At 62.5% G+C, this 17,967-nt stretch carries 17 protein-coding genes, 1 tRNA gene and 1 pseudogene; 13 read left to right on the forward strand and 6 right to left on the reverse strand.

Going from position 1 to position 17,967, the window contains the following annotated elements; translation table 11 throughout:
* The 4 genes from GNZ12_RS01260 to GNZ12_RS01275 all read left to right on the forward strand — a co-directional run.
* The coding region (locus GNZ12_RS01260; protein WP_235993519.1) for a sensor histidine kinase at nucleotides 1-648 on the forward strand (648 nt) is incomplete at its 5' end.
* Between the two features lie 231 nt (nucleotides 649-879).
* A complete protein-coding gene (locus GNZ12_RS01265; RefSeq protein ID WP_172308643.1) occupies nucleotides 880-2,538 on the forward strand; it encodes an MFS transporter in 1,659 nt (552 codons plus the stop codon).
* 87 nt (nucleotides 2,539-2,625) lie between these two features.
* Nucleotides 2,626-2,702, forward strand: a tRNA-Met gene (locus GNZ12_RS01270).
* Nucleotides 2,703-2,787: 85 nt separating this feature from the next.
* On the forward strand, nucleotides 2,788-3,117 hold the full coding sequence (locus GNZ12_RS01275; protein WP_172308657.1) for a hypothetical protein: 330 nt from the start codon (nucleotides 2,788-2,790) through the stop codon (nucleotides 3,115-3,117).
* A gap of 127 nt (nucleotides 3,118-3,244) precedes the next feature.
* Here GNZ12_RS01275 and GNZ12_RS01280 read toward each other — a convergent pair whose 3' ends face one another.
* Nucleotides 3,245-3,688 (reverse strand): MarR family winged helix-turn-helix transcriptional regulator, encoded by a 444-nt coding sequence (locus tag GNZ12_RS01280; protein WP_172308644.1) that lies wholly within the window; start codon nucleotides 3,686-3,688, stop codon nucleotides 3,245-3,247.
* Between the two features lie 156 nt (nucleotides 3,689-3,844).
* On the opposite strand from GNZ12_RS01280, the gene GNZ12_RS01285 reads away from it, so the two are divergent.
* The gene (locus tag GNZ12_RS01285; protein ID WP_172308645.1) at nucleotides 3,845-5,383 is read left to right on the forward strand and encodes a DHA2 family efflux MFS transporter permease subunit; all 1,539 of its coding nucleotides are present in this window, start codon (nucleotides 3,845-3,847) and stop codon (nucleotides 5,381-5,383) included.
* Nucleotides 5,384-5,482: 99 nt separating this feature from the next.
* Nucleotides 5,483-6,731: pseudogene (locus GNZ12_RS01290) on the forward strand (NADH:flavin oxidoreductase).
* 28 nt (nucleotides 6,732-6,759) lie between these two features.
* Here GNZ12_RS01290 and GNZ12_RS01295 read toward each other — a convergent pair.
* The gene (locus GNZ12_RS01295) at nucleotides 6,760-7,467 is read right to left on the reverse strand and encodes a FadR/GntR family transcriptional regulator (protein ID WP_172308658.1); all 708 of its coding nucleotides are present in this window, start codon (nucleotides 7,465-7,467) and stop codon (nucleotides 6,760-6,762) included.
* 275 nt (nucleotides 7,468-7,742) lie between these two features.
* Here GNZ12_RS01295 and dgoD point away from each other — a divergent pair, with 275 nt between their 5' ends.
* The 3 genes from dgoD (at nucleotide 7,743) to GNZ12_RS01310 (ending at nucleotide 9,693) form a co-directional block, all read left to right on the forward strand.
* Entirely contained in the window at nucleotides 7,743-8,891 is a 1,149-nt protein-coding gene (gene dgoD, locus GNZ12_RS01300; RefSeq protein WP_172308646.1) for a galactonate dehydratase, read from the forward strand.
* A gap of 242 nt (nucleotides 8,892-9,133) precedes the next feature.
* Nucleotides 9,134-9,436, forward strand: a complete 303-nt coding sequence (locus GNZ12_RS01305; protein ID WP_172308647.1) for a hypothetical protein — start codon at nucleotides 9,134-9,136, stop codon at nucleotides 9,434-9,436.
* Nucleotides 9,437-9,462: 26 nt separating this feature from the next.
* Complete coding sequence (locus tag GNZ12_RS01310; RefSeq protein ID WP_172308648.1) at nucleotides 9,463-9,693, forward strand: YodC family protein; 231 nt, start codon at nucleotides 9,463-9,465, stop codon at nucleotides 9,691-9,693.
* An 83-nt stretch (nucleotides 9,694-9,776) separates the two neighbouring features.
* Here GNZ12_RS01310 and GNZ12_RS01315 read toward each other — a convergent pair whose 3' ends face one another.
* A complete protein-coding gene (locus tag GNZ12_RS01315) occupies nucleotides 9,777-10,706 on the reverse strand; it encodes a CopD family protein (RefSeq protein WP_172308649.1) in 930 nt (309 codons plus the stop codon).
* The gene (gene copC, locus GNZ12_RS01320) at nucleotides 10,703-11,080 is read right to left on the reverse strand and encodes a copper homeostasis periplasmic binding protein CopC (RefSeq protein WP_172308650.1); all 378 of its coding nucleotides are present in this window, start codon (nucleotides 11,078-11,080) and stop codon (nucleotides 10,703-10,705) included. The genes GNZ12_RS01315 and copC overlap by 4 nt, the downstream gene beginning before the upstream one ends.
* A 369-nt stretch (nucleotides 11,081-11,449) precedes the next feature.
* On the opposite strand from copC, the gene GNZ12_RS01325 reads away from it, so the two are divergent.
* The 4 genes from GNZ12_RS01325 (at nucleotide 11,450) to GNZ12_RS01340 (ending at nucleotide 16,072) form a co-directional block, all read left to right on the forward strand.
* Nucleotides 11,450-12,181, forward strand: a complete 732-nt coding sequence (locus tag GNZ12_RS01325) for a c-type cytochrome (RefSeq protein ID WP_172308651.1) — start codon at nucleotides 11,450-11,452, stop codon at nucleotides 12,179-12,181.
* A 21-nt stretch (nucleotides 12,182-12,202) separates the two neighbouring features.
* Complete coding sequence (locus tag GNZ12_RS01330) at nucleotides 12,203-13,501, forward strand: c-type cytochrome (RefSeq protein ID WP_172308652.1); 1,299 nt, start codon at nucleotides 12,203-12,205, stop codon at nucleotides 13,499-13,501.
* 122 nt (nucleotides 13,502-13,623) lie between these two features.
* A complete protein-coding gene (gene trhA, locus GNZ12_RS01335) occupies nucleotides 13,624-14,244 on the forward strand; it encodes a PAQR family membrane homeostasis protein TrhA (protein ID WP_172308653.1) in 621 nt (206 codons plus the stop codon).
* Nucleotides 14,245-14,488: 244 nt separating this feature from the next.
* Nucleotides 14,489-16,072, forward strand: a complete 1,584-nt coding sequence (locus tag GNZ12_RS01340; protein WP_172308654.1) for a DEAD/DEAH box helicase — start codon at nucleotides 14,489-14,491, stop codon at nucleotides 16,070-16,072.
* A gap of 38 nt (nucleotides 16,073-16,110) precedes the next feature.
* On the opposite strand, the gene GNZ12_RS01345 is transcribed toward GNZ12_RS01340, so the two are convergent.
* Both GNZ12_RS01345 and GNZ12_RS01350 read right to left on the reverse strand, forming a co-directional pair.
* A complete protein-coding gene (locus tag GNZ12_RS01345) occupies nucleotides 16,111-16,635 on the reverse strand; it encodes a pyridoxamine 5'-phosphate oxidase family protein (RefSeq protein ID WP_172308655.1) in 525 nt (174 codons plus the stop codon).
* Nucleotides 16,636-16,774: 139 nt separating this feature from the next.
* The gene (locus tag GNZ12_RS01350) at nucleotides 16,775-17,602 is read right to left on the reverse strand and encodes a ferritin-like domain-containing protein (protein ID WP_172308656.1); all 828 of its coding nucleotides are present in this window, start codon (nucleotides 17,600-17,602) and stop codon (nucleotides 16,775-16,777) included.
* Nucleotides 17,603-17,967: the final 365 nt, after the last annotated feature.

Raw genomic sequence — 17,967 nt, forward strand, 5'->3', positions numbered from 1 at the left:
CGTACCCAGGCTGAGCTTGCGCTGCGCCAGGACGCCTCCGCGGAAGTCCACCGCTCGCTCGAACAGATCGCCACCAGTTCGGAGCAGGCGGCGCGTCTCGTCACCCAGCTGCTGGCACTGGCGCGCGCGGAAAACCGCATGTCGGGCCAGATTTTCACGCCGGTCGAAGTGAGCGAAGTGGCGCGCAGCGCTGTGCGCGACTGGGTGCAAGCCGCGCTCGCCAAACAGATGGACCTCGGCTACGAAGCGCCCGAAGAGCCGGTCGAAGTCGACGGCAATCCGGTCATGCTGCGCGAAATGCTGTCGAATCTGATCGACAACGCGATCCGCTACACGCCGGCGGGCGGGCGAATCACCGTGCGGGTGCGGCACGACGTGACGGCGCGGCTCGTGCATCTGGAAGTGGGAGACACTGGGCCCGGCCTTCCGGTGGCTGAGCGCTCGCGCGTGGTCGAGCGCTTTTACCGGATTCTCGGCCGCGAAGGCGACGGCAGCGGCCTTGGGCTCGCGATCGTCCGCGAGATCACGACGATGCACGGCGGGGAGATGACGATCGACGATAACGTCTATCAAACCACCCCGCGGCTTGCCGGAACGCTTGTGCGTGTCAGCTTGCACGTGCTCGAACGGGCACGGGATTTACCCTAAGGGCGCAAGGAGCCGCGCGTGGCGCCGCCGCAATATTGAGATATTTTATCGGAACGTTAAAAGAAGTTAAATGATAGTTGACGTTTTTTGATTGGAATTCCCTCGACACGGCCGGGACTGACAACTCACCCCTCCACGTCAGTACGCCGTAAGTTTCCACTCCAATAATCGGTTCCACGGGAACGCCTTTGCCGGCGGACCGCGTGCACATATCAATATTGGAGACGACATATGGCTACCGTTGGCGGGCAAATCTCGCACGTGCCGATGACGCACGATGAGAAGCGGGTGATCTTCGCATCGTCGCTAGGTACGGTTTTCGAGTGGTACGACTTCTATCTGGCCGGCTCACTTGCAATCTTCATCAGCAAGAGCTTCTTCTCCGGCGTCAATCCGACTGCCGCCTTCATCTTCACGCTCCTCAGCTTCGCGGCGGGCTTCGCGGTCCGGCCGTTCGGCGCGATCGTATTCGGACGCCTCGGCGATATGGTCGGGCGCAAATACACGTTCCTCATCACGATCGTGATCATGGGCCTGTCGACCTTCCTGGTCGGCTTCCTGCCCGGCTATGCATCGATCGGCATGGCGTCGCCGGTGATCTTCATCGCGATGCGATTGCTACAGGGTCTTGCACTCGGCGGCGAATACGGCGGCGCGGCAACCTACGTCGCGGAACATGCGCCGGCGGGACGCCGCGGTTTCTATACCGCGTGGATCCAGACCACCGCCACGCTCGGCCTGTTCCTCTCGCTACTGGTGATTCTCGGCGCGCGCACGGCCATGGGCGAAGACGCGTTCGGCGCCTGGGGCTGGCGCATTCCGTTCCTCGCGTCGATCTTCCTGCTCGGCGTGTCGGTGTGGATTCGCCTGCAACTGAATGAATCGCCGGTGTTCGCGCGCATCAAGGCTGAAGGCAAGACCTCGAAGGCGCCGCTGACCGAAGCATTTGGCCAGTGGAAGAACCTGAAGATCGTGATCCTTGCGCTGATCGGCCTGACCGCCGGCCAGGCCGTGGTCTGGTACACGGGTCAGTTCTACACGCTGTTCTTCCTGACGCAGACGCTGAAGGTCGATGGCGCGACGTCCAACATCCTGATCGCGATCGCGCTCCTGATCGGCACGCCGTTCTTCCTGTTCTTCGGCTCGCTGTCGGACCGGATCGGCCGCAAGCCGATCATCATGGCCGGCCTGCTGATTGCTGCCTGCACGTACTTCCCGCTGTTCAAGGCCCTGACTCACTACACGAACCCGGCGCTGGAAACGGCTACGGCGAAGTCCCCGATCGTCGTGATTGCAAACCCGGACGAGTGCTCGTTCCAGTTCAACCCGGTCGGCACGGCGAAGTTCACGAGTTCCTGCGACATCGCCAAGAGCGCGCTCTCGAAAGCCGGTTTGAACTACGAGAACGTCGCGGCGCCGGCGGGCTCGCTGGCGGAGATCAAGGTCGGCGATACGGTGATCAACACGTATGACGGCAAGGCCGCCGACGCCAAGGACCAGGGCAAGGTGTTCGACAAGACCTTGGCTACGACGCTGAAGACCGCCGGCTATCCGCCAAAGGCCGATCCGTCGCAGATCAACTGGCCGATGAGCGTGGTGATCCTGACGATCATGATGATCTACGTGACGATGGTCTATGGGCCGATTGCGGCAATGCTGGTGGAGATGTTCCCGACGCGCATCCGCTATACCTCGATGTCGCTGCCGTATCACATCGGCAATGGCTGGTTCGGCGGCTTCCTGCCGGCGACCGCCTTCGCGATCGTGGCGGCCAAGGGCAACATCTACTCGGGGCTGTGGTATCCAATTGTGGTCGCGCTCATCACGCTCGTGATCGGCATGCTGTTCGTCAAGGAAACCAAGAACTCGGACATCTACGCGCAGGACTGAAACACGGGATGAACGGGGCAACTTGAAAAAAGTTGTGCGCCGGGGGTTGACAGCCCCCGGCCCTATCCTCATAATCTCGCTTCTTTCGGCGAATTAGCTCAGTTGGTTAGAGCGACGGAATCATAATCCGCAGGTCCGGGGTTCGAGTCCCTGATTCGCCACCAGTTGCAAGAAAAAGCCGCTGATCCACAAGGTCAGCGGCTTTTTTGTTTTTGGCTTTCCAAACTGCAATTTCAAGGAGGTTTCTTGATTCCGTTCCGTACCGCCGCTCTTGCCGCGGCCACCGCATCCATCGCGCTTTTCAGCGCCGCATCGCCGCTCTCCGCCAACGCCCAAACGCCACCCGACAGTCAGTGGCGCGCCAGTCCGCTCACGCTTTCGACATTGCTGCAGGACGGCTACAAGATCGTCGCCGTAGTGAACGGCGCGCGCGGCAATGCTGGCTCGGCCGATACGATTTTCGTGCAGCGCGATCAAAGCGCCTTCAAATGCATCGATCCGTCGTCGGCCGATGCAAAAACCAAGGCTGCGTGCTTCGAACTGGTTCAGCCGTCGGGCGCCGCCCCCGAATCCAAATAAGCGGATGACTTTGCAGAAGCGAATCATCGGCTTTAACGCTCGCAACAAAAAAGGAGCTGGCTTGCGCTGGCTCCTTTGCATTGTCTCGGCACGGTCCTGCTCTAACTAAAACGGGCAAGCCCCATGCTCACCGATCCACCAGTCGGCTGAGATTACCGCGCACCCGTTGCAGCAGCGCGATGAGTTGCTTCGCTTCTTCGTCGGTGAAACCGTTCAGCGCTTCAAGCGCGATTTCATCGCCCACTTTGCGGGCCTTGCCGAGCGTGCGCTCGGCCTTCGGCGTCATACGCACCTGGCGCTCGCGGCGATCCTGCGGGTTGGCCGTGCGCTCGATCCAGCCGCCCTCTTCCATGCGGTCCAGCAAGCGTCCCGCCGAAATCGGCGCGACTTCGAGCAGGTCTGCGAGGCGCGCCTGATTGACGTCGCCGTAATGGGCGAGGTTGGCCAGCACGCGGCACTGCGCGCGCGTCAGATCGACCGATGACTTCGCGAGATCGTCGAAACGCTTGCCTGTCAGGCGGCCGACGTCGGAAATCAGAAAGCCGAAGCGTTCTTCGAGTTGGATGGTCATGGGCGAATTATACGAAATGCTTGCTTTTGTCATCGTCGGAATGGGTGCAAAACGGGCGCAGCGGACGTAATTCAGGCTCCGAATAATTCCTGATGGGCGCACGCGCCTGCCGCGGATATACTAAGCATGCTTACTATATTGACAACCCCGGTCCCCATGCCCTCCGACTCCCCGCCGACGAGCACCGCCGCCCCGCTCAACCGGCCGATGATCACGGTCTCGATCATGCTCGCGACGCTGATCCAGACGCTCGACAGCACCATCGCCAACGTCGCGCTGCCGCACATGCAGGGCACGCTGTCGGCGTCGCAGGATGAGATCACGTGGGTGCTGACCTCGTATATCGTCGCGGCCGCGATCGCCACGCCGCTGACCGGCTGGCTGTCCGACCGGCTAAGCGTCAAGCGGCTCCTGATCTTCGCAATCGGCGGCTTCACGGTGGCCTCGGCGCTGTGCGGATTGTCGGAAACGCTCACGCAAATCGTCGCGTCGCGTTTGTTGCAGGGGATTTTCGGCGCCTCGCTGGTGCCGCTGTCGCAATCAATCCTGCTCGACATCAATCCGCGCGAAAAGCAGGGCCAGGCGATGGCGGTATGGGGCATGGGTGTGATGGTCGGACCGATTCTCGGGCCGACGCTCGGCGGCTGGCTCACCGATAGCTACAACTGGCGCTGGGTGTTTTTCATCAACGTGCCAATCGGCGCGTTCGCGCTGTTCGGCGTGGCGACCTTCCTGCCCGCGCGTGAACCTAAGCACGACGCGAAGTTCGACGCGTTCGGCTTTGCCACTTTGGGTCTCGCCATTGGCGCGCTGCAGGCGATGCTCGACCGCGGCGAGCAACTCGACTGGTTCGGTTCGAATGAGATCGTCATTGAGGCGCTGGTCGCGGCGATCAGCTTTGCGTTCTTCCTCGTGCATACGGCAACGGTCGGCAAGAAATCGTTCTTCAAGTATGAGTTACTGAAGGACCCGAACTTCGCCACCGGCACGTTCTTCATCTTCGTGATCGGCGCGGTGATGTATGCAACGCGCGCCTTGCTGCCGCCGATGCTGCAAAACCTGATGAACTATCCAGTCGCGACCACCGGTCTCGTCACGGCGCCGAGCGGCGCGGGGACCATGGTCGCGATGCTGTTTGCCGGGCGGATGTTGAAGCGGATCGATGCGCGGCTGTTGCTGCTCGCCGGATTCCTGATCTCCGCGTTCGCGCTGTGGCAGATGATGCATTACACGATCGTGCTGTCGGCGTCGGACATTGTCTGGCCTGGTGTGATCCAGGGCTTCGGCCTGGGCCTCGTGTTCGTGCCGCTGAGCGCGCTGACCTTCTCCACGCTCACGCCCGAACTGCGCGCGGACGGCACCGCGACGTACAGCCTGATGCGCAACATCGGTAGCAGTATGGGCATTTCGATCGTGCAAACGCTGATGACGCGCAACACCCAGGTGTCGCACGCAGACCTCGCCGCGAATATCACGCCGTTCAATCCGGCGATCCAGCCAATGCTCAATAGCGGCTCGAACTACGACCTGGCGGCGCTGAACGTGTCGATTACACAGCAGGCGTCGATGATCGCCTATCTCAACGACTTCAAGCTGATGTTCCTGGCGACGCTGTTCGTGATTCCGCTGCTGCTATTGATCCGCCCGTCGCGCCAGGCGCCGGATGCGTCGGTGGCGCACGCCGCGATGGATTGAGCGCAGCGGCAACGCAATCCGCTTTAGTCTGTACGGACGATGTGCATGCTGGCGGCGCCTTCAGAATGAAGCCGTCGCCGCGCCTTGAGCCCCATCTCCATGATCGCCATCCCGAGTCCGCTCAGCCCTGTCAGCACGCCAAGTCCTTTCAGCCCCCTGCGCATCGGCCCGCTCACGCTGCGCAACCGCCTGATCAAATCGGCGACCAACGAAGGCATGACGTCAGGCGGCATGCCTTCGCAACTGCTTGTGAAGCTGCACGAAAGCATCGCGGCGGGCGGCGCAGCGATGACGACGGTCGCTTACTGCGCGGTCAGCGCCGATGGCCGCACGTTTGTCGATCAGGCCCAGCTCGACGCCACAACGCTCGCACCATTTCGCGCCTTGGCCGAGGCGGTCCACAGACAGGGCGCCGCAGCCTGTGCACAGATCACGCACGGCGGCTGCTTCACCTTCCTGCCCGAGCTATCGACGCGACGCCCCCTCAGCGCGTCGGGCGGCTTCAACAAAGTCGGCCTGATGAGCGACCGCTTTTTCAAACAGGCGATGACCGAATCGGACATGGATGCGGCCGTGCGCCAGTTCGTGCAAGCCGCGCGCGCCGCCCGCGAAGCCGGCTTCGATGCCGTTGAAATCCACATGGGCCACGGCTATCTCCTCAGCCAGTTCCTGTCGCCGCTCTACAACCATCGTCGTGATGTATACGGCGGCTCGCCGGAAAAGCGCGCCCGCTTTCCAGCCCGGGTGCTGCGCGCCGTGCTCGACGAAGTCGGCCGCGACATGGCGGTGCTCTGCAAGATTGGCGTGACCGAAGGCGTCAAAGGCGGCGGCACCGCTGAAGATGCCGCCAGGATTGCCCGCGTGCTCGAAGCTGAAGGCGCGCATATGCTGGTGCTGAGCGGCGGGATGAATGTCGAATCGGTGTGGCAGTTGTTCGGCAGTCCGATGCCGGCTGAAGCACGCGCCAATGTGTCGAATCCCATCGTGCGATGTGCCATGTCCTTGCAGAAGTTCACCGAACCCAAATTCGACGGCTTTAGGGAGATGTACTTTCTGGAGCATTCCCGCAAGGTGCGCGAAGCGGTTCGGATGCCGCTCGCTTATCTTGGCGGCGTGCGTTCACTCGCGAACATCGAACTGGCCATGCAGGAAGGATTCGAGGCAGTGGCGATGGCGCGCGCTGGTGTTCGATCCTGGCTTTGTCGAGAGGCTACGCTCGGTGCCGGCGCAGCCCTCGGGCTGCACGTCGTGCAACCGCTGCGTGGTGATGATGTACACGCCGGGCGGTACGTCGTGTGTGCTGCAAGCGCCGAACGATGCCGCGCTGAACCTGCTGCCCGCAGGCTGACTGACTAAGTGGGCCGGTGCGGCGGCGCTCACGCTTCGATACGCCCGCGCGTCACCCCCAGCAAACCCGCCATCGCCGCTCGCGCTGCCGCCGCGTCACGGTCCCGGATCGCTTCGAACACCGCCGTATGTTCGGCCAACGACGCGTTGAACACGTCCGCGCGTTTCGCATTCAGACGCAGCTGCGCTTCCAGCGTGCGCTCGATCAGCGTGCCGAGCGGAATCAGCAATTCGTTGCTGCATGCCGTCAGCACACTCAAATGAAACTGCAGATCGGCGCGCACCCATTCATCGACATTGCGCGCCCCAACCATTGACGCATGCGCCGCCGCCAGCGCATTGAAGGTGTCGTCCGTGTGCGAGGCCGCCGCCAGACCCGCCGCGTACGGCTCGATCATCTCGCGCATTTCCTGCAACTTCAGCGCGAACGTCATCGGCGCGGCGACGCGCGAGTACCAGTCGAGCACATCGACATCGAGCAGATTCCACGCGTGTTTCGGCCGCACGCGTGTGCCCACCCGCGGACGCGATTCGATCAGCCCTTTCGACGTCAGCGTACGCAGCGCCTCGCGCAACACCGTTCGGCTCACGCCGAAGGTGTCCATCAACTCTGCCTCGCGCGGCAGGATCGAGTCGGGCGCGTAGTCGCCGCGCAGAATCGCGGTCGCCAGCAGATGGGCGACGCGCCCATGCAGATCGTGCTGAATAAGTTTCTCCCAGCAGCCTCTCGGCGCTATTGATATCGGACCTGAGCCCGGAACGACCGCGATTATCCGACATCCCGACCTGCCGACCTATGGCTTCGGCGCCGTTCCGGCGTGGGTCATGCTCGGCCGCGACCTCGCCGTCGCTCGGCGAGTATCCAGCCGCCCGGCCAACATCGCGACCCACACCCGGCCACTATTTGGCCAATAGTACTATTAATAGTACTTAATCACACTTTTGTTGTAGCATGTGAATCCTCGAAATTGCCCACACACGCAGGCACCCAGGCCGCAAGGAGACGCACACCATGAAAATCACCAAGCTCGAAACCTTCATCGTTCCACCGCGCTGGTGCTTCCTGAAGATCGAGACCGACGAAGGCATCGTCGGCTGGGGCGAGCCGGTGGTCGAAGGCCGCGCGCATACGGTGGCGGCCGCCGTCGAGGAACTGTCCGACTATCTGATCGGCAAAGACCCGCTGCTGATCGAAGACCACTGGCAGGTGATGTATCGCTCAGGCTTCTACCGCGGCGGCCCGATCACCATGAGCGCGATCGCCGGCGTCGACCAAGCGCTGTGGGACATCAAAGGCAAGCATCACGGCGTGCCGATTCATGCGCTGCTCGGCGGCCAGGTGCGCGACAAGATCAAGGTGTATTCGTGGATCGGCGGCGACCGTCCGAGCGACGTCGCGAACAACGCGCGCGCTGTAGTCGAACGCGGCTTCAAGGCCGTGAAGATGAACGGCTCGGAAGAGTTGCAGATCATCGACACCTTCGACAAGGTGCAAGGCGTCATCAACAACGTCGCCGCGGTGCGCGAAGCGGTTGGGCCGAACATCGGCATCGGGGTGGACTTCCACGGCCGCGTGCATAAGCCGATGGCGAAGGTGCTGGCGAAAGAACTCGACCCGTACAAGCTGCTCTTCATCGAAGAGCCGGTGCTGTCGGAAAACGCGGAAGCCTTGCGCGACATCGTCAACCAGACCAACACCCCGATCGCTTTGGGCGAACGCCTGTATTCGCGCTGGGATTTCAAGCACATCCTGTCGGGCGGCTACGTCGACATCATCCAGCCGGACGCGTCGCACGCGGGCGGGATCACCGAGTGCCGCAAGATCGCGTCGATGGCCGAAGCGTACGACGTCGCGCTGGCGCTGCACTGCCCGCTCGGCCCGATCGCTTTGGCAACCTGCCTGCAGATCGACGCGGTGAGCTACAACGCGTTCATCCAGGAACAGAGCCTGGGGATTCACTACAACAAGGGCAACGACCTGCTCGACTACATCAAGAACCCCGAAGTCTTCAAATACGAAGACGGCTTCGTATCGATTCCGCAAGGCCCGGGCCTCGGTATCGAAGTGAACGAGGAGAAGGTGCGCGAAATGGCGAAGGTCGGCCACCGCTGGCGCAATCCGGTGTGGCGCCACGAGGATGGCAGCGTCGCGGAATGGTAATGGCATAGCTCCGTCTCACCGGCGCACACGTTACGGCAGACGTAGCGTGTGCCGTCTCAGTTACGTAACACCTGGGACCGAAGCGGCCGGAACACGCGCTTCGCGGCACGTTCCCGGCTCGGCCTCATCGCCCGAAAAGCCTTATCCATAAAGGCTTTCAAGCCGTTGGTTCGGCATCAGACATACGCATGGCCCGCTCCTTGCTCAAATGCATTCAAACGACAAATGCATCGGGGAACATCATGGGCGAATTTCTTCCAGACTATCTGATCCGCGAACAGGCCGCCGTCGGCGCGCTGGTGGTGTTCGGGGTGCTTCGCATCATCGGCGCGATGCTCGCGTATGAACGCGGCTGGCGCATCGCAGTGGTCGAAAAATGCTTTATTGCGGCGGCGGTGCTGTACTGCCTGCCGCAGCTTTTCGATCTGCTCACGCAGATGTACGGCTCACATGCCGCAGGCGCGGAACTGGAAGGCAAAGCAGCGGGCTGCGCGATCGCGCTCTTCTGCGCGCCGATTCTCGGACATCGGCTCGGCCTCGAATAATCGGTTTCATCGAACGGACGCGCACCATGCGACTGGGAAAGAGACCTGCGACGCCTGCACAACCCACCTACCGCGCCGGCGACGTCCTGACGCTCAAATCCGGTGGACGTCCGATGACGGTCACCTGGACCGGGCCGGTGCTGTTCGCCCCGGGCAACTGGTTGATCTGCCAGTGGTTCGGCGACGACGGCGAGCTGCAACAGGAGATGTTTCCGGAAGAGACGCTGGAACGGGCGCACAACACGCTCGCAGCCTAGAGGGCAGTAACGGATCAGCCGGCCACCGCCGGGCGACCGTGTGTATTGCGCCGCACGCTTTTGCTGTGCGGCGCTTTTTTATCTCAGCCCAACGCGGCGAATGCCGGCACGCTGTGCGCCAACGCGGCCGCTGCGACAAACACACCGACCATCGCCAGTGCTTCCAGATACAGCACGTTGACGAACGTATGCGCGTCCATCGTCGAGGCCGTGCGGCGCAAGCGCGGCAGCGCCGAGAAGCGGTTGAGTCCGCCGAGCACCAGCGCGAGCGCGATCAGCATCAGCTTCAGCGTCAGCACATGGCCCCACGTGCTCACCTGGATCGCTTCGAACGAGCCGCCCGAACCGCGCACGGCATTGAAGATGCCCGTGAGCAGGACCAGTCCGACCGCCACCAACGATACGTTCGATACCTGCGTCGCCGTGCGGATCAACATTCCACGGGCGGTGGACGTGCCGAGCGCGGGCAATACCGAGAGCCCTGCCGCCATCGCCAACCCGCCCCAGACGCCCGTGACCAGCACATGCAACATCTGCATGGCGATCGCCGCCGAGAACGGGCCGGCATCAGCCGCATGCCCGAGCGACGCCTTGCCCGCCGCAATCGCGATCACCGCGAGCCACAACAGCGCGTTGCGCAGCATGCCCGTATGACGGGCCATGGCCGTGCCCAGCAGCACCAGCGCGCCGGCAAACGCCACGCTCCAGCCATAACCGACATGGGTTTGCGTCAGGACAGTCGGTATTACGCCAAGCGCCGCCGGCAGCGCAACGCCGCTCATCGACGCCGCCTGGTACCACAGCCAGCCGAGGTCTGCCAGCACCAGCACGACAGTGGCCGTCAGCATCGACCGTTGCGCGCGCAACCAGGCGGGCCGCGCAGGGTTGATCTTGATCTGCGCGTCCTTGGCGAGCCATGCACCGAGCAACGCCGAACCGACGGCGAACGCGAACGCGACATTCATGAGCGCGGCCATAGCGACCTGCCCGATCCACAATCCGTCCATGCTCATTTGACGATGAATGCAAAGTCGCCCTGCGTGCGGTGGCCGTCCGTGGCAACCGCCGTCCAGTGCACCCCGTAGCGGCCCGCCGTCAACTGCGGCAACGCCAGATGCAGCATCTTTGCATCAGTTTGGTCGACTTGCGACGCAGCCGGTGCGGCCGGCTTGCCGCTCGCGTCGCTCAGTTCGATCCTGCTGAACGCCGGTTCGAGCGGTTCGGTGAAATGAATCGTCACTTCAGTGGGGGCGGCCACTTCGGCGTTCGCCGCCGGCTCGCTCGACACCATATGCGCATGCGCAAAAGCCGTGGACGTCATCACCAGCGCCGCGGCGCCGAACGTCAACGCACGCAGCGCCGAACGGGAAAAATTGAATAGCTTCATGTAAGGCCGATAGCTTGTGGAAAGTAAAACGGTAGGCGTTGAGCCGAGGAGCGCAGACGTCAGACAAACGTCGCGCGCCCGGAAGTGTACGCTTCGATGGTCGGCGCGCGCGTCGGTTCAACCTGCTTTGTGATGCGAGCCGATGAGAACGAGACGTGTATCCGCGGCGCCACAGACAAAATCGAGATGGCGGACCCGCCTGCCTCGCGGCTGCTGCGCGTCAAACTGTCGCATAGCGGTGACGCCCGGAACCTTCTCTTCTGTGGCAAATAGTCACCATCACCCTTCGATGATAGAATGCTGCGTCGCCGCAGCGCCGGCTGCCCTTCACACCGAGCCGCTCGAAGTTCGGTCAGGTCCCCGATTTTGATGGAGTTACGCGTGTCTTCAAGACGCATTTTCCGCCCGCTGCTTGCCCTTCTGCTGATTGGCTCCGCGGGTGTCTATAGCGCTGCGAAAGCGCAGACTCAACCGAAGGCCCCCGATACGATGGAAGCGCGCGTGCAAGGCTGCACGGCCTGTCACGGCTCGCATGGCCAAGGTACCGACAACGACTACTTCCCGCGTCTGGCGGGCAAGCCGGCCGACTATCTGTACAACCAGCTGCAGAACTTCCGCGAAGGGCGCCGCAAGTACCCGCCGATGAACTACCTCGTCACGTATCTCTCTGACGACTACCTCCATCAGATCGCCACGTACTTCTCGCAACAACGTCCGCCGTACCCCACGCCGGCCAAGCCGACGGTGTCGGCGGCCATCGTTGCGCGCGGCCAGCAGATCGTGCTGCACGGCGACGCATCGAAGCAGATTCCGGCGTGCGCGGCTTGCCACGGCAAGGCGCTGACCGGCATGGAACCCGCTATCCCGGGTCTGGTCGGCCTGCATGCTGACTACATCAGCGCGCAATTGGGCGCATGGCGTTCGGGCTCGCGCCATGCCATCGCACCGGATTGCATGCACACCATCGCCACCCGTCTGACTGACGAAGACGTGAACGCCGTCGCTGCCTGGCTTTCCACGCAAACGGCCCCACAAAACCCCGTGCCGGCTCCGGCCCGCTCGATGAAGACTCCGCTTGCCTGCGGCAGCGAACCGCAATAAGGCACCGGGAGAGACACTCAAATGAAACGCAAGTCCTTGTTCGCCCTCTCGGCAGTCGTCGTCGTTGCGGCTGCCGCACTCGTTCCCGTCCTGTGGTCGGGCGGCGACAACCTGCATAACGGCTCGGCTATGGCGGCAACGCCCGCCGACCAGGCCGCGCTGATCAAGAAGGGCGAGTACCTCGCCCGCGCCGGCGACTGTATCGCCTGCCACACGGTGCGCGGCGGCAAGCAGTTCGCCGGCGGCCTGCCGATGCTGACGCCGTTCGGCACGATGTTCACGCCGAACATCACGCCTGACGACCAGTACGGTATCGGCAAGTGGACGCAGGACGACTTCTACCGCGCCATGCACACGGGCCGTTCGAAAGACGGTAGCCTGCTGTACCCGGGCTTCCCGTTCACGAGCTACACGAAGGTCACGCGCGCCGACTCGGACGCGATCTACGCGTACCTGCGCTCGGTCACGCCGGTCAATGTGCCGAGCCGTCCGCACGAACTGAAATTCCCGTTCAACCAGCGCAACATGCTGATCGGCTGGCGCACGCTGTTCTTCCGCGAAGGCGAGTACAAGGCTGATCCGACCAAGTCGGTCGAATGGAACCGTGGCGCCTACCTGATCGAAGGCCTCGGCCACTGCGGCATGTGCCACACGTCGATCAACGCCATGGGCGGCCCGGTTAGCTCGGCAGCGTTCGCCGGCGGCTTGATCCCGCTGCAGAACTGGTACGCACCGTCGTTGACGTCGAACAAGGAAGCCGGCCTCGGCGACTGGGAAACCAAAGACATCGCCGACCTGCTGAAGACCGGTGTGTCGGCCCGCGGCGCGGTGTTCGGTCCGATGGCTGAAGTGGTTCACAACAGCCTGCAGTACATGTCGGACGACGACATCAACGCGATGGCTACGTACCTGAAGACGATTCCGCAGAAGAGCGAAGCACCGGAACCGCTGCAGCTCGAAACCTCGGAAAAGTTCGGTGGCGAACTGTTGAAGCAAGGTCAGAAGATCTACGGTGACAACTGCGCGAAGTGTCACGCGGAAAATGGCCTCGGCATGCCGCCGTCCTTCCCGCCGCTCGCGAACAACCAGTCGATCCAGATGCCGTCGGCGGTCAATCCGATCCGTATGGTGCTGAACGGTGGTTACCCGCCGAGCACGGAAGCCAACCCGCATCCGTACGGCATGCCGCCGTTCGCCCAGGCGCTGTCGAACACGGAAGTGGCCGCTGTCGTGACGTACATTCGTATGTCGTGGGGCAACCACGGTACGGCTGTGTCGCCGCAGCAAGTGTCCGATCTGCGTTCGGCGCCGCTCGACTAAGCAGCGTGTGATGCACCTGGGGCGCGGCCCGCGAAATAACGCGGCCGCGCCCTTCGTTTTTTCAGGACCGGTATCATGTGGGTGGTACAAACCCTAATGAAACCGCGCAGGAGGAAAGAGCCGTGCATGTCGGTGAGCGTTTCAACAGCATTACCCATCTCGTCGGCGCCGTGCTGTCGGTGGCGGGGCTGGCTACGCTCGTGACAATGGGCGCGCTCGACGGCGACGCGTACAAGGTGGTCAGCTTCAGTGTCTACGGTGCGATGCTGTTCGTGCTGTATGCTATCTCGACGCTTTACCACAGCGTGCGCAACCCGCGCGTGAAAGCTGTTCTGCAGAAATGCGATCATTCGGCGATCTACCTGTTGATTGCCGGCAGTTACACCCCGTTCACACTTGTTACGTTGCGCGGACCGTGGGGCTGGTCGCTATTCGGCGTAAGCTGGGGGCTTGCCGCTCTCGGCATCGTGCAGGAACTGACGCTCGGGCGACGCACCCGCAGCGTTTCGATGGTGCTGTATGTATTGATGGGATGGCTTGCGCTCGTTGCCGTCCGCCCGCTGGTTCAAGCCTTACCGGCAGCGGGTACCGCCTGGCTCGTGGCCGGCGGGGTCATCTACAGCGTCGGTATCTACTTCTTCATCAACGACGAGCGCATCCGGCACGGACATGGTATCTGGCACCTGTTCGTACTGGCGGGCAGTCTGTGTCAATTCGTCAGTGTTGCGCGCTACGTCGCGTGACATCCCACGGCGGCGAAATGCAACTTAAGGCCAGTCAACGTGTCTGCATAGCGCGTTGAAGCATTCGGCATGCGTATCGCGCGTGCCGCCGATTTCTCTGCGACCGGAACTGGGCTTTGGCCTCGAACGCGCCATGCGGGCGTGTTCATGCCGCGCTTGTACCCGCTTGGGCCCGTTTGAGCCCATTTGGTGCCGTCTGGTGCCGTCTGGTGCCGTTCGCGAAACTGCATTGCAAAGAGCATTTATGTCTTTTGATTCCCTCGGCTTGTCCGAACCGCTGGTCCGCGCTGTACACGAACTCGGCTACACCACCCCGACTCCGATCCAGACGCAAGCGATCCCCGCCGTGCTCAACGGCGGCGACCTGCTGGCTGGCGCGCAGACTGGCACCGGCAAGACCGCCGGCTTCACGCTGCCGATCCTGCAGCGTCTGAATACCATGCCCGCTGTCACCACGGCGTCGGGCAAGCGCGCCGTGCGCGCGCTGATCCTCACGCCGACGCGTGAGCTGGCCGCCCAGGTCGAAGAAAGCGTGCGCGCCTACGGCAAGTACCTGAAGCTGAAGTCGACCGTGATGTTCGGCGGCGTCGGCATCAATCCGCAGATTGGCGCGTTGCGCAGCGGCGTGGACATCGTCGTCGCGACGCCGGGCCGTTTGCTCGACCACATGCAGCAGAAGACCATCGACCTGTCGCATCTCGAGATTCTCGTTCTCGACGAAGCTGACCGCATGCTGGACATGGGCTTCATCCACGACATCAAGCGCGTGCTCGCGAAGTTGCCGCCGAAGCGTCAGAACCTGCTGTTCTCGGCTACCTTCTCCGACGAGATCAAGACGCTCGCCGACAATCTGCTCGACTCGCCGGCGCTGATCGAAGTCGCCCGTCGCAATACGACGGCTGAACTCGTCGCGCAAAAGATTCACCCGGTCGACCGCGACAAGAAGCGTGAGCTGCTCACGCACCTAATCAAGCAACACAACTGGTTCCAGGTACTGGTGTTCACGCGCACGAAGCACGGCGCGAACCGCCTTGCCGAACAGCTGACGAAAGACGGCATCAGCGCGCTGGCGATTCACGGCAACAAGAGCCAATCGGCCCGTACACGTGCGCTCGCCGAGTTCAAGGACGCCACGCTGCAAGTGCTGGTCGCCACCGACATCGCGGCACGCGGCATCGATATCGATCAGCTGCCGCACGTGGTCAACTACGATTTGCCGAACGTGCCGGAAGATTACGTGCACCGGATCGGCCGCACGGGTCGTGCAGGCGCATCGGGCGAAGCGATTTCGCTGGTGTGCGTCGACGAACTGCAACTGCTGAAGGACATCGAGAAGCTGATCAAGCGTCAGGTGCCGCAGGAAGTGATCGCCGGTTTTGAGCCGGATCCGACTGCGAAGCCGGAACCGATTCTGCGCCGTGGCCAGGGTGGTGGTGGCGGCGGTGGCAATCGTCAGCCACGCCAGAGCCAAGGTGCGCCGAAGCGCGAGGGTGGCCAGCGTGACGGCGGTCGCCGCGATGGCGCGTCGTCGTCAGCAAAGCCCGCACAACGTTCGGGTCAGCGCCCGGCGAATGGTCAGCAGCAGCCGAAGCCGCAAGGTGCGAAGCCGGCCGGCAACGGCGGACAGCCGCGCCGCGACGGTCAGCGTCATGATGGCCAGCCGCGTGCAGCGGCGCACGAAGGCGGCGCCGCGCAACACGCGCCGCGCAATCCGCAGGGCGCAAAGCCGCAAGGTGGCAATCCGGGTGCTTTGCTGGGTGGCGCCAAGCCACGCAATGACGCACCGCGTGGCGGCCAGCCGACGCGCAGCGGCCAGCGTGGCCGTTAAGTTCTAAGCGCTGCCTGCTCGCTAGCCGTCGTCCCAGACTAACGGCTAGCCGCAGCGGTAGCCTGCTTCAGGTGCTCGATCTGCTGTTCCCATCGATCGAGCACCGCCTCCCCCTCCCCCTCCAGTTCAAACGTAATGCCGCTTGTCAGGCGCGCATAACGCACGCTCTGCGCCTCCGCTGTGTCGATCGAGCCGATGAGGTACGCGAGGCCGCTGTCATCGCCTGTCACGCCCGCTAGCGGCGTCACGCGCAACTGCACCTGATAGAACGCCTCGTCGCAGACGAACGTCAGCGCGGCCCGGCCGCTTTGCGCAATCACGCGCGCCGCCCGAGCCTGCGGCCACACTGCGATGCACAGCGAGCGCGAATCAGGCGCGTATAACTCGCCGACGCTCAGCAGTGACGTGCGCACGTGGCCATTCGCATCGACGGTGAGCAGCGACGCGGTGAACCGTGTCTTGCTTGCTAGTGACGAGCCATCGAACAACGTGCGGACGGCGTCGGGCCATTCGTCGAACACGTTCTGTTCGAGCGGACGTTCGGGGGCAGAGGAGTCGCTCATCGTATCGCTCCGGTCAGAAAGAGGTTGCCAGCGAGGTGGCCAAGGATGCGAGGTTCAATCATGCCTCGAAAAACGAATGGCCCGCACGAGCGGGCCATTTATCTTCGTCTCTGTATGCCGTGAACTCAGCAAAAGAACATCAACGGAAAAACACGTGCTGCGTGATCTTGGCAAGCGGGTAATGCACACCCGGCTGAATCTTGGCCGGCAGATCGAGCGGCTTGAGCAGCATCTTCACGCACATGTCCGCCGACAGATTGCGCCGCACCAGCGCATTGATGCGGGCCGCGCGTTCGCGGTTATAGACCGAATCGTGCACGCGCTCCGGATAACGAATCGCGAAGACATGGCGCAACGCGATCTCCGAGTCTTCGTTCTTGATTTCCATCACGCGGCGCATCAACGCGCCGAGAACCGCAAGACGGCCATTGCCTTCGATCTTGTTGTACTTCTTGAAGAACTTGAAAAAGTGCTTGTAGTGACGAACTTCGTCGGTGCGGATGTTGTCGGTGATCTGCTTGAGCACTGGCTCGTCCGAACATTCGCCGATCGCGCGATACAGCGTCGCGGTACCCGTTTCCACCACGCAGCGGGCGACCATCTCGAGCGCGCGGGTCTTTTCGAAGTCTTCGAACGAACAGGTCAGCGAATACTCCTCCATGAAATTGCGGAACGCAGTATCCCAATCGAACTCAGGCCAGACGTAAGCGACATACGTTTTGAGCGCGCGGCCGTGCTGCATCTCTTCCGGCTCCCACTCCTGGTTGAGCCAGGCGGAGACTTCCGGGTCGCCGTCGAAGAACGTGCTCAGATTGCTGGTGTAAAGATCGGTGCCGCTTTCGATAAATGAAGCGGCGCACAACAGAAGCAGCAGGTCTTCGTTAGCTACTGCCTTCTGGCGATCTATGCGGGTGAGGTCGATATCCTCGATCCGCCAGGGCATCACATGGTTCAGCTCAATGTGCATTGTGTCCTTGCTCCGAAGGCTGTATCGACTCGTGGAGCGCGCTCGAAACCGCCCGCTATCGCAAGGGCGGTCCGCCGTGTCAGATACAGCGCCTTGAATTAGAGTTAACCCCTTGTATCTTGCATCTTAGCCGGTGTTTAACAACTCTGCTGATAACCCAGCACAGACCATGCCGGGCCGCCGCAGTTCCAATTGCAAGGTAGTCGAATCCTTCAGTCGGTTACAAGCGGTACACGCAGGGATCGGGATAGGGGCAGGCCTCGCGACCCGACCCCTCCCACACCACCGTGCGTACGGGTCCGTACACGGCGGTTCGGATCAGTTGGCCGGCTATTTGCGTAACGATGGAAGGCCGAGAGAGCCAA

The sequence above is a fragment of the Paraburkholderia solitsugae genome, assembly GCF_013177695.1.
Taxonomy (GTDB): domain Bacteria; phylum Pseudomonadota; class Gammaproteobacteria; order Burkholderiales; family Burkholderiaceae; genus Paraburkholderia; species Paraburkholderia solitsugae.

Excerpts from the sequence above, each read along its gene's own strand:
- GNZ12_RS01265 (WP_172308643.1), top strand. The coding sequence starts at position 880 with ATGGCTACCGTTGGCGGGCAAATCTCGCACGTGCCGATGACGCACGAT.
- GNZ12_RS01345 (WP_172308655.1), bottom strand. The coding sequence starts at position 16,635 with ATGAGCGACTCCTCTGCCCCCGAACGTCCGCTCGAACAGAACGTGTTC.
- GNZ12_RS01340 (WP_172308654.1), top strand. The coding sequence starts at position 14,489 with ATGTCTTTTGATTCCCTCGGCTTGTCCGAACCGCTGGTCCGCGCTGTA.
- GNZ12_RS01310 (WP_172308648.1), top strand. The coding sequence starts at position 9,463 with ATGCGACTGGGAAAGAGACCTGCGACGCCTGCACAACCCACCTACCGC.
- GNZ12_RS01350 (WP_172308656.1), bottom strand. The coding sequence starts at position 17,602 with ATGCACATTGAGCTGAACCATGTGATGCCCTGGCGGATCGAGGATATC.
- copC (WP_172308650.1), bottom strand. The coding sequence starts at position 11,080 with ATGAAGCTATTCAATTTTTCCCGTTCGGCGCTGCGTGCGTTGACGTTC.
- dgoD (WP_172308646.1), top strand. The coding sequence starts at position 7,743 with ATGAAAATCACCAAGCTCGAAACCTTCATCGTTCCACCGCGCTGGTGC.
- GNZ12_RS01325 (WP_172308651.1), top strand. The coding sequence starts at position 11,450 with ATGGAGTTACGCGTGTCTTCAAGACGCATTTTCCGCCCGCTGCTTGCC.
- GNZ12_RS01280 (WP_172308644.1), bottom strand. The coding sequence starts at position 3,688 with ATGACCATCCAACTCGAAGAACGCTTCGGCTTTCTGATTTCCGACGTC.
- GNZ12_RS01305 (WP_172308647.1), top strand. The coding sequence starts at position 9,134 with ATGGGCGAATTTCTTCCAGACTATCTGATCCGCGAACAGGCCGCCGTC.
- GNZ12_RS01315 (WP_172308649.1), bottom strand. The coding sequence starts at position 10,706 with ATGAGCATGGACGGATTGTGGATCGGGCAGGTCGCTATGGCCGCGCTC.
- GNZ12_RS01330 (WP_172308652.1), top strand. The coding sequence starts at position 12,203 with ATGAAACGCAAGTCCTTGTTCGCCCTCTCGGCAGTCGTCGTCGTTGCG.
- GNZ12_RS01285 (WP_172308645.1), top strand. The coding sequence starts at position 3,845 with ATGCCCTCCGACTCCCCGCCGACGAGCACCGCCGCCCCGCTCAACCGG.